This is a genomic window from Methyloversatilis sp. MC4-4 (genome assembly GCF_049843555.1).
Lineage (GTDB): Bacteria > Pseudomonadota > Gammaproteobacteria > Burkholderiales > Rhodocyclaceae > Methyloversatilis > Methyloversatilis discipulorum_B.
The window spans coordinates 1,051,533-1,066,679 of record NZ_JBBHZK010000002.1; the positions used below are offsets into that span (position 1 = coordinate 1,051,533).

Consider the following 15,147-nt stretch of genomic DNA (forward strand, 5'->3'; position numbering starts at 1 on the left):
CCGTCAGTTCCGCAGCGGCTTGCCGGTGTCCATCATGTGCGCGATGCGCGCCTGCGTTTCCTTCGTCTTCAGCAGATCGACAAAAAGCGCCCGCTCGACTTCGAGCAGCCACTGTTCGTTCACCCGCGCGCCGGTTTCGATGTCACCGCCGCACAGCGCGGTCGCCGACGCGTGCGCGACGCGGTAGTCGTGCGCGGAAATCATGCCGCCCTCGCGCATGTTCACCAGCATCATGTCCAGCGTCGCGATGCCGCTGCGACCGGCCACCGGAATGTCGACCGCCGGCAGCGGCGGACGCCAGGCGCTGTCGGCCATCGCCACCGCGTTGCGGCGCGCGACGTGCAGCAGTTCATTCGCGTGCATCACGACCACGTCCTCCTGCTTCAGCAGGCCCAGTTCCTGCGCGTGGCGTGCGCTTTTCGACACGTTCGCCATCGCGATGGTCTGGAATACCGACTGCAGGAAGTTCATCGGGTCTTTCGTTGCCGACGCTTCGGCCGCGCGCGCAGCGCGGATCGCGAATTCCTTGCAGCCACCGCCAGCCGGGATCAGGCCGACGCCCGCTTCGACCAGGCCGATATAGCTTTCGAGTGCCACCACCGCGCGCGGCGAATGCATGACGAACTCGCAGCCGCCGCCGAGCGCCATGTTCTGCACCGCAGTGATGACCGGCACCTGGGCGTACTTGATCGCCATCGACGCCTGCTGAAAGTCGTTGATCACGCGTTCCAGCGTCACGAAGTCGCCCGCTTCGAGCACCGGACGGATCTGCTTCAGGTTGGCACCGACCGAGAAGGGCCCCTGCGGCTGCCAGATCACGAGGCCGTCGAAGTCGCGCTCAGCGCGCGCGATGGCTTCGCGGATGCCGTCGAGCACCTTCGGCCCGACGCAGGACATGCGGCTCTTGAAGGACAGCACCGGCACCCGCTCGCCGTCGGCGTCGTCCAGCGTCCACAGCCTCACCTCCTCGCCTTCCCATACGGTGTGCGTCGCGCGCGGCACTTCGGCCAGCACGCGTTCCGGGAACAGCTGGCGCGGCGACACGCTGCGCGGCTCGAGCTTCGCGGCGGCAGCCGACCACGAACCGGCGGCCTCATGCACGCCGTGACGCTCGAACACCCAGGCCGGCAGCGGCGCGTCCGACATCGCGCGGCCGGCGGCGATGTCCTCGCGCAGCCATTGGGCCACCTGCTGCCAGCCGGCGCCCTGCCAGGTTTCGAACGGGCCGGCGCTCCAGCCGAAGCCCCAGCGCATCGCGAAGTCGACGTCGCGCGCGTTGTGCGCGATATCACCCAGATGCACGGCGACGTAATGGAACACGTCGCGGAAGATGGACCACAGGAACTGCGCCTGCGGGTGGTGGCTTGCGCGCAGTGCGGCCAGCTTCATCGCCGGGTCGCGCTCGGCAAGTATCGTCTGCACCTCTTCGGCGACCGTGCCGGCGGCATCGCGGTAATCCTGCAGCGCAAGGTCAAGCACCTTGATCGCCTTGCCATCCTTGCGATAGACGCCGGCCTTGGTCTTCTGGCCGAGCGCGCCGCGCTCGACCAGTGCGGCCAGCCAGGCGGGGGCGACGTAGTGGCGGTGCCACGGATCGTCCTGCAGATTGTCGGTCATGGTCTTGACGACATGCAGCAGCGTGTCGAGGCCGACCACGTCGGCCGTGCGGTAGGTGGCCGATTTCGGCCGGCCGATGGCCGGGCCGGTCAGCGCGTCGACCTCGTCGAAACCGAGGCCCAGCCGTACCGTGTGGTGCATGGCCGCCAGCATCGAAAACACGCCGATGCGATTGGCGACGAAGTTGGGCGTGTCGAGCGCGCGCACCACGTTCTTGCCCAGCGTCGTGGTGAGGAAGTCTTCGAGGCGGTCGAGCAGCGCGGCGTCGGTGCCGCGCGCCGGAATCAGTTCGACCAGCGCCATGTAGCGCGGCGGGTTGAAGAAGTGCACCCCGCAGAAACGGCTGCGCATCGCTTCCGGGCAGCCGTCGGCCAGCGCGTTGATCGACAGACCGGAGGTATTGGTGGCGAAGATCGCGTCAGCACGCAGATGCGGCGACACTTTGGCATACAGGCCGTGCTTCCAGTCCATGCGCTCGGCGATCGCTTCGATCACCAGATCGCAGTCGGCCAGTCGCGCCGCGTCGCGGTCGTAGTTCGCCACTTCGATATGAGCCGCGCGGTCGACGGTGGCCAGCGGCGCCGGTTCGAGCTTCTTCAGACCAGCGATGGAGCGCTTGACGATGGCGTCGGGGTCACCCTCTTTTGCGGCCAGATCGAACAGGATGACGGGAACGTTCGCGTTGGCGCAGTGGGCGGCAATCTGCGCGCCCATCACGCCGGCGCCCAGTACGGCGACGCGACGGATGCGGAATCTGGAGGATGTCACGATGCGGACTCCCGGGAGAGGCGGCCCGGCCGCGCGCGGCGACCGGACCGGGTACGACAGGAAGGACGGATCAGAAGCGGGTCGAGTACTGCACGCCGAGGATGTCGACCGAGTTCTCGTACTCGCCGACCAGCGTGCCCTTGGCCAGCGCATTGCCGCCGTTGCTATTGATCTTCGCGTCCTTGACGAACAGATGGGCGTAACCGACATCGACCGCCGAGGTCGCGTCCGGGCGCCACTGCAGACCGAAGGACAGCCACACGCGATCCTCGTCCGGAACACGCGGCAGGCGCGTGGTGTCGCGCACCGGCGTCTGGTCCCAGGCGAGGCCGAATTTCAGACTCAGCGCGTCGGTGTAGGCATAGGTGCCGCCGAAGGCGACGCGCCAGGTGTCGCGCCACTTCAGTTCCTCGGTCGTCACGTTGACGCCATCAACCCGGTTCACCGCCAGTTCCTGGAGCGTCGACCATCCGGTCCAGCTGATGTCACCGAGCATCGTCCAGCGGTCGGAAATCTTCTGCAGCACGCTGAAGGTGGCCGTATCGGGCAACTCAACATCGGCGGTCACATCGCCGCCGCGCAGTGCGTTGAGCGTCGGTGCGGCGGCTGCGCCTGCTGCGTTCAAGCCGCTGAAGCGCGCGGTGCCTTCGAGCTTGTAATCGACCTTGGAGCGATAGGTCGCACCGAGACGCGTGTCCGGCGACAGCTGGAACATGGCGCCGATATTCCAGCCCCAGGCCGTGTCGTCGCCGCGGATGCGCCCCAGTGCCGTGGCTCCGGCGCCGGCGATGGCCGCCGCGTTGACCGCATTGGTCAGATCGGCATCGATACGCTGGAAGTTCACGCCCAAGCCGATCGAGAACACGTCGTTGACCTTGAAGGCGATGGACGGGTTGATGTTGACCGTCTTCAGTTCGGACTTGATCGCATGAAACCGTCCGGCCCAGTCGTTGTTGTAGTGCGTCTTGAGCCCGAAAGGTGCCCCCACACCGAGACCTGCGAACAGACGGTCGGTCAGTTGCCAGGTCATGTAGCCGGCCGGAATCGCGGCCCAGTCGCCGGCATCGCCGCCATTGCCACCCGGCCCCTGGGCGAAGGCATTGGTGGACCCGCCGTTCGAGAACTCGGCTTGCGGCCGTACGAGGTCGACCGAGAAGGCCACATTGCGCCCGGGCAGCAGCGTCATGCCGGCCGGGTTGAAGAACACCGTGCTGGCGTCCTCGGCGACCGCCGCGCTGCCGGCATAGGCGTTACCGAGGCCGCTCGCGTTGCCTTCGAGCAGCTGGAAGGCGGCGGCGTGGCTGGCGGTCGAGCCGAAGGCGCCGATCGCCAGGGCCAGAACCTTCATCGTGGCACCGTGGCTGCGGCGCTGTTTCGTCTGCGTCATGACTCCTCCTCTGTGCGTCGTAAATGGTGCTGCGCTCACGGCGTGTCCCTGCACAGGGCACACCGAATACTGTCAGGACTGTTCGGGCGCGATCAGTCGCTTGCTGCCGTCCTCGTTCACCGCGACATAGGTGAGCTGCGCCGAGGCGACCTTCAGGATCTTCACACTGTCATAGCCGGTTTCTGCGTAGACGTCGACATCGACCGTGATCGACGTAGTGCCGACGCGCGCGACGCGCGAGTAGAAGGACACGAGGTACTGCGTCGTGATCGGCTGCAGGAAAACGAATGAATTGACCGCCACCGTCACCACGCGGCAATGCGTGCGGCGCATCGCCGCGATCGATCCAGCGACGTCGACCTGGGACATGACCCAGCCGCCGAAGATGTCGCCGGCGGCATTGATGTCGCGCGGCATGGGCAGCATGCGCAGCGCCGGTTGTTCTTCTGGAAGGTGTTCGATGTTCTGGCTCATGGATGACTCTGATGTTGCATTGCGGAAACCGCATGATAGTGCAGCGGTCCGCCGGTATACGGAGCGAAGCCGGCGCCGAAGATGAGGCCGGCGTCGGCCAGGTCTGCATCGGCCACCACGCCCTGTTCCACGCAGCGGCGCGTCACCCGGATCAGCGGCTCGACCAGCCGCGCCGCCAGTCCCGCCGGCACGGTGGCAGCGCCGGTGCGCACCGGTCGGCCATCCTTCCAGACGTAGAAGCCCTGCCCGCTCTTGCAACCGAGGTGCCCGGCGTCCACCCGCTGCTGAAGGCAGGCCGGTGCCGTTGCGCCGCCGGTCAGGCGGGCGCCGGCGGCCATCGCGATGTCGAGACCCACGGTATCGGCCAGTTCGATCGGCCCCATCGCCATGCCGAAATCGAGCGCCGCGCGATCAACCACCTCGGGCGACATCCCTTCGTCGACGCACCTCATCGCTTCGAGCATGTAGGGTCCGAGCACCGCATTGACCAGAAAGCCTGGCGCGCTGGCCACCGGCAGTGGCAGCTTGTCGAGCGCGCCGACGAAGGCGGCGGCGCGCTGCACTGCGAGCTCGAAACTGTCGGCACCGCGCACCACTTCGACCAGCGGCATCTTCGCCACGGGATTGAAGAAATGGATGCCGACCAGACGGCCGGGCACGTGCAGCGCCTGCGCGATGTCCTCGATGCGCAGGCTGGAGGTATTGGTGGCGATCAGGGCGTCGTGTTTCGCGCGCCGCTCGACGTCGGCGAGCAGCGCCTGCTTGGCGCCGAGATCCTCGTAGATGGCTTCGATGATCAGGTCGGCACCGGCGACGCCGGCGCCTGTCGGGTCCGGAATCAGCCGGTCGAGCGCGGCGCGCAGCGCAGTGCGGTCGCGGCGGAACTTGCGCGCAAAGGCCTTCGCCGCGCGCTGCATGGCCGGCGCGATGCGCGCGAGGCCGTTGTCCTGCAAGGTCACTTGGAAGCCGCGCAGTGCGCACCAGGCGGCGATGTCGCCACCCATGACGCCAGCGCCGACGACGTGCACGCGGCGCACCGGCGGCAGCGTCGCGGCGTCGTTCTTCGCGAAGCCGCGCAGACGCTCGCGCAGGTGATAGACGCGCTGCAGATTGGGCGTCGTCGGGTGGGCCACCAGTGCCGCCATCGACGCCGGATGACCGGCTGGCACCGCCAGCGCATTGCCGCCGAAGTCGCGCCACATCTCGACGATGGCGTAAGGCGCCGGGTAGTGCTCGCGACGTGCCTTCTTCGCCACGCCTTCAAGCGCCTTGCGCGCCACCATGCCACGCAGCGGGCCGAGCAGCAGGCGCTGCAGCAAGGGCAGCGGACGGCGCGCCGGGTCGGACAGCACGCGGGCGCGGGCGTGCTCGCGCATCAGCCTCGCCGGCGCGATCTCGTCGACCAGGCCAGCGGCCTTCGCCCGCTTCACATCGAGTGCGCGGCCGGTGAGCATCATGTCCAGCGCGGCCGGTGCGCCGATGCGTTGAGGCAGGCGCAGCATGCCGCCCCAGCCGGGCACGATGCCCAGCAGCACTTCGGGCAGTGCGAAGCGGGTGCCCGGTTCGTCCACCGCGACGATGTGGCGGCAGGCCAGCGCCAGTTCGGTGCCGCCGCCGACGCAGAAGCCACGCACCAGTGCGCAGGTCGGGTAGCGCACGGCGGCCAGCCGGTTGAACAGGTTCCAGCCGCGGCCGACGATGTCGCGCGCGCCCGCTTCGTCCTTCACCGCGCCGAATTCGCCGATGTCGGCGCCGGCAATGAAACCGCCCGTCTTGCCGGACTGGATGACCAGCGCACGCGGTGGCGCGGCGTCGAAGGCGTCGAGCACCAGGCCCAGTTCGCGCATCGCCTCGCCGGACAGCGTGTTCACGTTCTCTCCAGCGCGGTCGAACACGAGCCAGACGAGGTTGTCTTCGTCGCGCTCGATGCGCCAGTGCTTCAGATCGCTTGCATGCACGCTCATGCGGTTTCCACCAGCATCGCACCACCCTGTCCGCCACCGATGCAGATCGAGGCCATGCCGCGGCCACCGCCACGACGCTTCAGCACGTGCAGCAGATGCAGCACGATGCGCGCGCCACTGGCGCCGACCGGGTGACCGATGGCGATCGCGCCACCGTCGACGTTGAGGCGTCGCTCGTCCAGCGTACCGAGCGCGTGTGACAGTCCGAGCTGTTCGCGGCAGTAGCTGTCGCTCTTCCACGCCTCGATGCAGCCGATGACCTGAGCGGCGAAGGCTTCGTTGATTTCCCAGGCGTCGAGGTCGTTCAGTCCGAGGCCGTGACGCTGCAGGATGGGCGTCGCGGCATGCACCGGGCCCAGCCCCATCTGCGCCGGATCGAGCGCCGCCCACTGCACGTCGAGGATGCGGCCAAGCGGCTTCAGGCCGTACTGATTGACAGCCTTCTGCGACGCGAGCAGCAGCCAGCTCGCGCCGTCGGTCACCTGTGAACTGTTGCCCGCGGTGATGTGGCCGTGCTTCCGGTCGAACACGGGGCGCAGCTTCGCCAGCCGCTCGACCGACGAGTCGCGACGCATGCCGTCGTCTTCGGCGTAGAGCTTTCCGTCGCGGTCGGTCAGCGGCACGATCTCGCCGAAGCAGCCTTCGTCGAGCGCACGTGCCGTGCGCTGGTGCGAGCGCATGGCGTAAAAGTCCATCTGCGTACGGCTGATGCCGAACCGGGCGGCAAGATTCTCGGCGGTCTGGCCCATGTTCAGGCCGATCACCGGATCGGTCAGCCCCTTGATCAGGCCGATCACCGGCGCCAGCATCGCCGGCCTGAACTTCGTGATCAGCGATGCGCGCTGGCCCAGCGTCTTCGCCGCATACCACTGCGACAGCCAGCGCACCATCGCGTCGGAGAACAACAGGTGGGCGCGCGACAGCGCATCGACACCGCCGGCCAGCACCAGGTCGGCGCGACCGCGCTGGATGTTGGCGAGACCGGAATCCAGTGCCTGCATGCCGCTGGCGCAGTTGCGCATCACCGTCCAGCCGGGCACGCGATCGCCGCAGCCCATGCGCAGCGCGGCGATGCGGCCGATGTTCGCTTCGTCGGCCGACGGCGCCGCACAACCGAGAATGACTTCGTCGAGCTGGTCCGGCCGGAAGGGCTGGCGCGCCAGCAGCGCGTTGCCGGCCGCCACCGCGAGGTCGGCGGCCGCGAACGGACCGGGCGCGTTGCGCGACTTCAGGAACGGGGTGCGCGCTCCATCGACGACGAATACTTCGGGAAACGACATGGCCACTCCTCAGGCGGCGAGCGCGGTGACGTTGCGCGCTTCGGCCGGCGTCGCGGGCACGGCGTCGGCGCCGAAGTCCTGCGCGAAATCGTCGACCTTGACCACGCGGTCGCGCAGTTCGTCGCGCCGGGTGACCAGCGCGAATTCCTGCGCGTCGATGACGCCAGCCTCGAAAGCGGCGCGCATCATGCCCGGCCCGCGCGCCTTCAGATCGCCGCGCTTCTGCGCCGCGCGCACCTTGGCTTCGATCGCCTCGGCGGCCACCGTCGCCTTCAGCGCATGCTCGATGGCGCCGACCGCGTCGTGCTCGTCCTGCGGCACATACATGTCCGCGGTCAGCCGGTCGCGCGTCGCCGACGGCTCGATCAGCAGCTTCGCCACCTCGCTGCCGAGGCGGTCCGACGGCACCACGTAGGGCCGGCCGAGCGGGAAGATGAGGCGGCGTAGCAGCATGCCGATCAGGCGGTTCGGGAAATTGGAAATGACGCCTTCGAACGCGGTCTGCGCATGGAACAGGGCGTCCCAGATCGCCCAGTGCATCAGCGGCGCGTCGGCTGCCTGGCGGCCTTCGGCCTCGTAGCGCTTCAGCGTGGCCGAGCACAGATACATCAGCGACAGGATGTCACCCAGCCGCGCCGACAGCTTCTCCTTGCGCTTCAGGTCACCGCCCATGGTCAGCATGGCGGCGTCGGCGATGAAGGCGAAGGCGGTCGAGAAGCGCGTGAGCTGCTGGTAGTAGCGTCGCGTCTCCGGCGCCAGATCACCCGGCACGCCGACCCAGTGCGAACCGGTCAGGCCGGTGATCAGCGTGCGCACTGCATTGCTCGCGGTGTAGCCGATGTGCGCGAACAGCGCGTCATCGAACTCCGTAAGGGCTTCCGGCGTATCGTCGGCCAGCGCGGCGCGCATTTCGCGCAGTACGTAGGGATGACAGCGGATGGCGCCCTGACCGAAGATGATGAGACTGCGCGTCAGGATGTTTGCGCCCTCGACCGTGATGCCGATCGGAATCTGCTGGTAGGCGCGGCCGAGGAAGTTCGACGGGCCGAGGCAGATGCCCTTGCCGCCGAGGATGTCCATGCCGTCATTGACGACGATGCGGGCGCGCTCCGTGATGTGGTACTTGACGATGGCCGACACCACCGATGGCTTCTCGCCGAGATCGATGGCCGACGCCGTCATCCGCCGCGCCGCGTCCATCATGTAAAGGTGGCCGCCGATGCGGGCCAGCGGTTCCTGTATGCCTTCGAAGCGGCCGATCGCGGTCTTGAACTGGCTGCGCACGCGGGCATAGCCACCGACCGCACGCGCGGTGAGCTTGGCCATGCCGGTGTTGGAGGCCGGCAGCGAGATCGAACGGCCGGCAGCCAGGCATTCCATCAGCATGCGCCAGCCCTGGCCGGCCATCGCCGGCCCGCCGATGATCCACTCCAGCGGCATGAACACGTCGCGCCCCCAGTTCGGGCCGTTCTGGAACACCGCGTTGAGCGGGAAGTGGCGACGACCGATCTGCACGCCCGGGTGGTCGGTCGGAATCAGCGCGCAGGTGATGCCGATGTCTTCGGTGTCGCCCAGCAGGTGATCGGGGTCGTACAGGCGGAAAGCGAGGCCGAGCAGCGTGGCGACGGGGCCCAGCGTGATGTAGCGCTTGTCCCAGGTCACGCGCATGCCGAGCACTTCGCGTCCTTCGTGCATGCCGCGACAGACGATGCCGTAGTCGGGAATCGACGCCGCGTCGGAACCGGCCTGCGGGCTGGTCAGCGCGAAGCACGGAATCTCCAGCCCCTTGGCCAGGCGCGGCAGGTAGTGGTCCTTCTGCGCGTCGGTGCCGTAGTGCAGCAGCAGTTCGGCCGGACCGAGCGAGTTCGGCACCATCACCGTCACCGCTGAGGCTGAGCAGCGCGTCGACAGCTTGGTGACGATCTGTGAGTGCGCCCAGGCCGAGAACTCCTTGCCGCCGTACTTCTTCGGAATGATGAGGCCGAGGAAGCCCTTGTCCTTGATGTACTGCCAGGTCTCCGGCGGCAGGTCTTTCAGCTCGTGCGAAATGCGCCAGTCGTCGGACAGACGGCACAGCTCATCGACCTCGTTGTCGAGGAAGGACTGTTCTTCGGCGCTCAGTTGCGGTTCCGGGTAGGCGTGCAGTTTCTGCCAGTCGGGATGCCCGCGGAACAGTTCGCCTTCCCACCAGACGGTGCCCGCTTCGAGGGCAATTCGTTCGGTATCCGACATCGGCGGCAGGATGTTGCGGTATACCGCGAGCAGGGGCCGCGAAATCAGTGCGCGGCGCAGCGGCACCAGATTCAGCAGCAGCGCCGGAATGCCGACCAGCACGGCGACGGTGACGCTGGCCGCGACCGACCAGTCGAAATGCAGTGCCGCTGCGACCAGCCAGGCGGCGAGCGCCGCGGTGATCAGCAGCAGTGGCACCCGCATGTAGGCCAGCGCGATCAGGCCCAGCGGCAACAGCAGAAGAAGCGTCCAGGTCATGTGTATCTCCTCGTCCGGTCATGCTGCTGCGATACGCGCGCAAGGCGCTTATGTCCGCAGTCTAGTTGTAATCGTCCGGGCTTTCGCCCCATCAGTTCGATTCCGGCAACGGCGCGCGCAGGCCGCCGAGCAGGAAACTCATCAATCGCGGCACCATGCGCGCCATCGCGTCCGGCTCGTCGATCTGCACGCCGGTCATCACCTGCAGCGTGTCGAAGCCGGATACCGCGTAGGACATGGCGCCGAACATGAAATGCAGGCGCCACACGATGTCCTCGACCGGCACCGCCGGCAGCGCCCGGCTCAGGGCGTCGCGATAGCGGCCGATCACCGGCGCGTACTCGGTCGCCAGGCACTCGCGCACCACCGCCGACGGCTCGGTGAAGGTGCGGCCCAGCAGGCGCATGAATTCGCGTCCCTGTTCGCTCTGCGCCGCCAGCGCCAGCGAACCGCTGAAGAAGCATTCGACGATCACCCTCGCCTTGACCGGCGCACCGCCGGCGGCGGCTTCCGCGTCGTCGAGCGCCTGCATGCGCAGCGCGTTCAGGGGTCGTAGCCCGCGCAGCAGCACTTCTTGCACCAGCACGTCCTTCGAGCCGAAGTGATAATTGACCGCCGCCAGATTGACGCTGGCCGTGGTCGTGATCATCCTCATCGAGGTCGCCTCGAAACCGTGCGCGGCAAACAGCGACTGCGCCGCATCGAGGATGCGGATGCGCGTTTCGGTCACGGAAAGTCGGTTGCGGCGGGCGTCCATGGGGTCGGGCACGGCCTTGTGTTCAAACGTTCGTTTGAATCTAGACCCTCGTATCGCACATGTCAATCCTGCACCGCCGCATAAGCCGGAACCGCGGCGGCTACCTCTTTCGGGGCATTGTCCTGCGTCGCTCCCGCCCGAATAATCAGCCTTCACATCCGCCTCCGCCCTGTGGCACGACCTTGCCCGCGTGAGGTCGCGGCAATCGCAGAACAGGAGATCCCTCATGCCGGACGCACCGGTGAAGTACCCGAAACAACCCCTGGTCGGCGACGGCGGACCGGGCGTGCACTGGATCACCCGCCCCGACCCCGAGGGCTGGACCGCGCCGGTTCTGATGGAATGGGAACTGCGCGGCGAAACGTGGACCGACGAGCACGCGCACGACGAATACGCCTACGTGCTCGAAGGCCGGCTGTTCGTCGAATCGGCTGGTGTGACGGTCGAAGCGACCGCCGGCGACACGGTGTGTGTGCGCGGCGGTTCGATCGGCCGCTACTACGCGCCGGAATACGCGCGCATGCTGGGCATCTACGGCCCCAACCCTGCCGGCGGTGGCACCCGGCTGCTCGGCTTCGGAAAACTGACCGACTGACGCGCGGTCGGGGGCAGCGTCGCTGCCTGATAGCATCGGCGCATGACGCTCTACCAGCACCTCGCCGACCGCACCGCGCAACTGATCGCCGACGGCGTGCTGCGCCCGGGCGACCGCCTGCCCTCGGTGCGCCACGCCTGCCGCGCGCACGACCTCAGCCCGATCACCGTCACCCAGGCCTACGCACTGCTGGAGAGCCGCGGTCTGGTCGAGGCGCGCCCGCGCTCCGGTTACTTCGTACGCGCCCGCCTCGGTCAGCGCCTGCAGGAACCGGCCATGTCGCGGCCGGGGCAGCGTTCGACCGCGCTGAAGGTAAGCGACTTCATCTTCGAAATCCTCGACAGCGTGCGCGACCCGGCCGTCGTACCGCTCGGTTCCAGCTTTCCGGCACCCGAACTGTTCCCGCTCGACCGACTCGGCCGCGCCCTCGCCGCCGCTGCGCGCCGCATCAAGCCGCAGGACACGCTGACCGACCTGCCGCCCGGCCATCCCGAACTGCGCCGGCAGATCGCGCTGCGCTACCTTGGTCTAGGCGCCGACGTCGCGCCGGACGACATCATCATCACCAATGGCGCAATGGAGGGGCTGAACCTCTGCCTGCAGGCGGTCACCCGGCCGGGCGACCTGATCGCGGTCGAATCGCCCACTTTCTATGCCGGCCTGCAGGCCGCCGAGCGGCTGGGCCTGAAGGTGGTCGAAGTGCCCAGCCACCCGCGCGAAGGCCTGAACCTCGCCGCGCTCGACCAGTTGCTGAACAAGCACCCGGTACGCGCCTGCCTGTTCATGCTCAATTACGCCAACCCGACCGGCGCCTGCGTGCCCGACGACGGTCGCCGCCAGCTGATGGCCCTGCTCGACCGCCACGACGTGCCACTGATCGAGGACGACGTCTATGCCGAACTGCACCACGGCGAACAGGCACCCTTGTGCAGCAAGGCGTTGGACCGCGACGGCCGCGTCATGCACGTGTCGTCCTTCTCGAAATGCCTGGCTCCCGGCTTCCGCATCGGCTGGGTCGCCGCCGGCCGCCACGCCGACGCGATCCGCCGGCAGAAACTGTCATTCAGCCTCGCCACCCCGGCGGCGCTGCAGCACGCGCTGGCCGACTACCTCAAACAGGGTGGCTACGACCGCCATCTGCGCACGCTGCGCACCACCCTGCGTGCCCAGCAGGCCACGCTGGTCGCCGACGTCGAAGCCTACTTCCCGGCCGGTACCCGCATGGCCGAGCCCGAGGGTGGCTACTTCCTGTGGCTGGAACTGCCGGAGGGCTGCGACACGCTGGCGTTGCACCGCGAAGCGCTGGCAAGCGGGATCAGCATCGCACCGGGGCCGATCTTCTCGGCGCAACGCGAATTCAGGAATTTCGTGCGGCTGAACTTCGGGCATCCTGAGGGTCCGGCGCAGCGCGAGGCGATCGCGACCCTGGGACGCTTGATCGCCTCCATGCTCTGAAGCACGGGCACGACAGCCTGCCGACAGTGCAGCGCTTTCACCGGCGCTGCAGGAGCGCGACTTGTCAGCGGGATGAAAGAGCGCCGCGCTGGGTGAAGGAAAGCGCGCTTCAGGCTGCCTGTGCCTTCAAGCGTGGGCGTTCTCCTTGTGTCAGAGGGTGTGTCTGACAGCGTTGGAATGGAGTTTCGTATGATCGAAAAGATATTGTCCGCGCCCGGATCGGCGGCGGACTGGGCCGCCGTCCTGGTCGGCCTGGCCAACGCCGCCGTCGGCATCTGGATCGCCGTCAGCGTGAGCCGATTGACCAGGACCACCGAAAAGAACCAGAGCCTGCAGACCATTTACGAGCAATGGATGCGCAAGAAGGAACTGAGCATCCAGGTGCCGGCGATTTCCGAACTGGATGCCGCGATGTACAGCCCGGGCGGTGCGTACACGCTGAAGAGCCAGCAGCAGCGCGTCTGGCTGGTGCTCATCATCGACATCCTGTTCAACTGCTATCTGGCGGCCAAGGACGGGCTCTATCCGCAGGATGTCTATGAGGAGGACATGGAAGCCCACCTCGGCTCGATGCTGCGTTTCGACAGCGCGATGGTGGACGCCCTGATGCGCGAACGGGGCTACTGCGGCAAGGGTGTGGTGGGCGAGTTCTACGAGGAAGTGCAACGGATCAAGCAGCGAATCGAGGCCCGGAACGCGGCCCCACCGGCTCAGCCATAAGCCCCGGCACACGCAAATACGGCTTCGAGCATGACCCGGCGATCCGTCGTCGAAGGGATGTGCTTGTGCAGGCAGCGGCTGTCCCAGATGACCAGCGTGCCGGCCTTGCCGCGCAGCGGAACCGGTGAGAGCTTGCGCCGGCGCATCAGCAGTTCGGCGCGGTAATGCGTCAGACAGCCGGCAAAGTGGTTCTCGATGCGGCCCGATATGGCGCCATACGACGCCGCTTCGGTGTCCCAGCTTGCAGCGCTGCGCCGTTCCACGCTGTAAAGCTCGTGCGCAAGCGGAACCCGCCAGAATCCCGTGGTGGAGTTCGGAACCACCACCAGCGTCCCGTCGTCGTGACCGACATCGGTCAGATAGAGGAAGGCCTTGATGCGGTGCTTGAAACTGTCGATGTGAAAGAACTCGTCGAAAGCGCCGCGCGGTCCGTCCGCCAGCCTGACCTGGGCCCAGTCGCGCACCCGTTCAGCGCGCGCCCCCATGATGGTCTCGACCACGTCGCGAATGCGCGAGTCCTCGAAGAACGGCGCAAAAGCGGCCATCGACGACGCGTCGTGCAGTGAGCGCACCGACGGCGATTGCGGTTCAACCGTGAGCGCAGAGACCTCGGGTACGGCAGCACGCATTGCCGTCACCGTCCCGCTGTCGTACCAATCGTCGACGACACTGAAACCCTGCTCGACGACCTCGCGCGCCTGCCGGTTGGACAAGCTGCTCCGCGCCAGACGTGCATAGACGTGCTGGATTCGTGCGTACTCGAGCAGAAATTTCGTGGTCATCTGATGCCGCCGAGCAGGGTATCGGTTGCCGACTCATGAATGCGGCTGGCGCCAGTATGAACCGACGCAGGAGGACTGGCATCGGCCGAACTTGTGATCCCGGCGGCTTGCAAGGACATCGTCTCGATCTGCTGGGTGCGGTGCGGCACGGAAGACGGTGCGGGCCGGACACGATGCACAGGCCCGGCGCCGAAGCGCTTCCGAAGCGGGCCAAACTTGGCTGCTCCCCGATATCGCGAGGTCACGGTATATACGCTTGCTATTTCACCCTGGCGTGCAGGCATGCTGATCGCGGCGGACAATGCGCGCCCTGATCGCCGGCACAGCATCAACAGGTCGCCCATCGCTCCGACGGAAGTGCTGCGGGACGCGCAACCGCAGCGTTGACACCCCCGAAGATCTCTTTCCTCTCGTGCAGGCCGCTGCCCCAAGTCATCTTTCCAGAACGTTTCTCCGACGAGCCATCCTTCATGTACACCTCCACCTTCACCTTCGCCAAGGGCCAGTACGACGACGACTTCCACGCGCTGGACGCCATCATCGCCGAGGTCGCCCGCGCCATTCCCGGCTACCTCGGCGAGGAAGCCTGGGAGAACGCCGAAACCGGGCTGATCTCGAACGTCTATTACTGGGATTCGATGGACGCGCTGCAGGCACTGATGACTCACCCGGAGCACATCCGGGCGAAGCAGCTGCAGGCGCGCTGGCTCAAGGGCTATCAGGTGGTGATCGCGCAGGTGGTGCGCACCTATGGCGACAAGGGCATCCCGCATCCGCTCGCGTCGGTCACTTGATCCGCATCAAGGGGCGCGACGGATTCCATCTGTGCCCATATTGATTCAACTCCGCTGAATCTGT

12 protein-coding genes are annotated in these 15,147 nt (G+C 67.1%); 4 read left to right on the forward strand and 8 right to left on the reverse strand.

Features of this window, described 5'->3' with window-relative positions; translation table 11 throughout:
• Positions 1 to 3 precede the first annotated feature (3 nt).
• The 7 genes from WDZ97_RS11715 to WDZ97_RS11745 all read right to left on the reverse strand — a co-directional run bounded on the left by WDZ97_RS11715 (position 4) and on the right by WDZ97_RS11745 (position 10,737).
• Entirely contained in the window at positions 4 to 2,385 is a 2,382-nt protein-coding gene (locus tag WDZ97_RS11715) for a 3-hydroxyacyl-CoA dehydrogenase/enoyl-CoA hydratase family protein (RefSeq protein ID WP_425762856.1), read from the reverse strand.
• A 70-nt stretch (positions 2,386 to 2,455) separates the two neighbouring features.
• A complete protein-coding gene (locus tag WDZ97_RS11720) occupies positions 2,456 to 3,772 on the reverse strand; it encodes an OmpP1/FadL family transporter (protein ID WP_341422288.1) in 1,317 nt (438 codons plus the stop codon).
• A gap of 72 nt (positions 3,773 to 3,844) precedes the next feature.
• A complete protein-coding gene (locus tag WDZ97_RS11725) occupies positions 3,845 to 4,246 on the reverse strand; it encodes an acyl-CoA thioesterase (protein ID WP_425762857.1) in 402 nt (133 codons plus the stop codon).
• A complete protein-coding gene (locus WDZ97_RS11730) occupies positions 4,243 to 6,210 on the reverse strand; it encodes a 3-hydroxyacyl-CoA dehydrogenase NAD-binding domain-containing protein (protein ID WP_425762858.1) in 1,968 nt (655 codons plus the stop codon). The genes WDZ97_RS11725 and WDZ97_RS11730 overlap by 4 nt, the downstream gene beginning before the upstream one ends.
• Positions 6,207 to 7,490 (reverse strand): acetyl-CoA C-acetyltransferase, encoded by a 1,284-nt coding sequence (locus WDZ97_RS11735; RefSeq protein WP_425762859.1) that lies wholly within the window; start codon positions 7,488 to 7,490, stop codon positions 6,207 to 6,209. Before WDZ97_RS11735 ends, WDZ97_RS11730 begins: the two co-directional genes overlap by 4 nt.
• 9 nt (positions 7,491 to 7,499) lie before the next feature.
• Positions 7,500 to 9,980, reverse strand: coding sequence for an acyl-CoA dehydrogenase (locus tag WDZ97_RS11740; RefSeq protein ID WP_425762860.1), 2,481 nt, complete (start codon positions 9,978 to 9,980; stop codon positions 7,500 to 7,502).
• A gap of 91 nt (positions 9,981 to 10,071) precedes the next feature.
• A complete protein-coding gene (locus WDZ97_RS11745; protein ID WP_304001095.1) occupies positions 10,072 to 10,737 on the reverse strand; it encodes a TetR/AcrR family transcriptional regulator in 666 nt (221 codons plus the stop codon).
• A gap of 226 nt (positions 10,738 to 10,963) precedes the next feature.
• On the opposite strand from WDZ97_RS11745, the gene WDZ97_RS11750 reads away from it, so the two are divergent.
• From WDZ97_RS11750 to WDZ97_RS11760, 3 genes are all read left to right on the forward strand, one after another.
• The gene (locus WDZ97_RS11750; protein WP_425762861.1) at positions 10,964 to 11,332 is read left to right on the forward strand and encodes a cupin domain-containing protein; all 369 of its coding nucleotides are present in this window, start codon (positions 10,964 to 10,966) and stop codon (positions 11,330 to 11,332) included.
• A gap of 42 nt (positions 11,333 to 11,374) precedes the next feature.
• Complete coding sequence (locus WDZ97_RS11755; RefSeq protein WP_304001097.1) at positions 11,375 to 12,787, forward strand: PLP-dependent aminotransferase family protein; 1,413 nt, start codon at positions 11,375 to 11,377, stop codon at positions 12,785 to 12,787.
• Positions 12,788 to 12,976: 189 nt separating this feature from the next.
• Positions 12,977 to 13,507 carry a hypothetical protein gene (locus tag WDZ97_RS11760; RefSeq protein ID WP_304001098.1) on the forward strand — a complete coding sequence of 177 codons (531 nt, stop codon included), beginning with the start codon at positions 12,977 to 12,979 and terminating at the stop codon, positions 13,505 to 13,507.
• Here the strand turns inward: WDZ97_RS11760 and WDZ97_RS11765 are convergent.
• A complete protein-coding gene (locus WDZ97_RS11765; RefSeq protein ID WP_425762862.1) occupies positions 13,498 to 14,220 on the reverse strand; it encodes a phytanoyl-CoA dioxygenase family protein in 723 nt (240 codons plus the stop codon). The two genes, WDZ97_RS11760 and WDZ97_RS11765, sit on opposite strands and share 10 nt — an antisense overlap.
• A 539-nt stretch (positions 14,221 to 14,759) precedes the next feature.
• Here WDZ97_RS11765 and WDZ97_RS11770 point away from each other — a divergent pair.
• Positions 14,760 to 15,083: an antibiotic biosynthesis monooxygenase family protein gene (locus WDZ97_RS11770; RefSeq protein ID WP_304001100.1), complete on the forward strand. Its 324-nt coding sequence runs from the start codon at positions 14,760 to 14,762 to the stop codon at positions 15,081 to 15,083.
• Positions 15,084 to 15,147 lie beyond the last annotated feature (64 nt).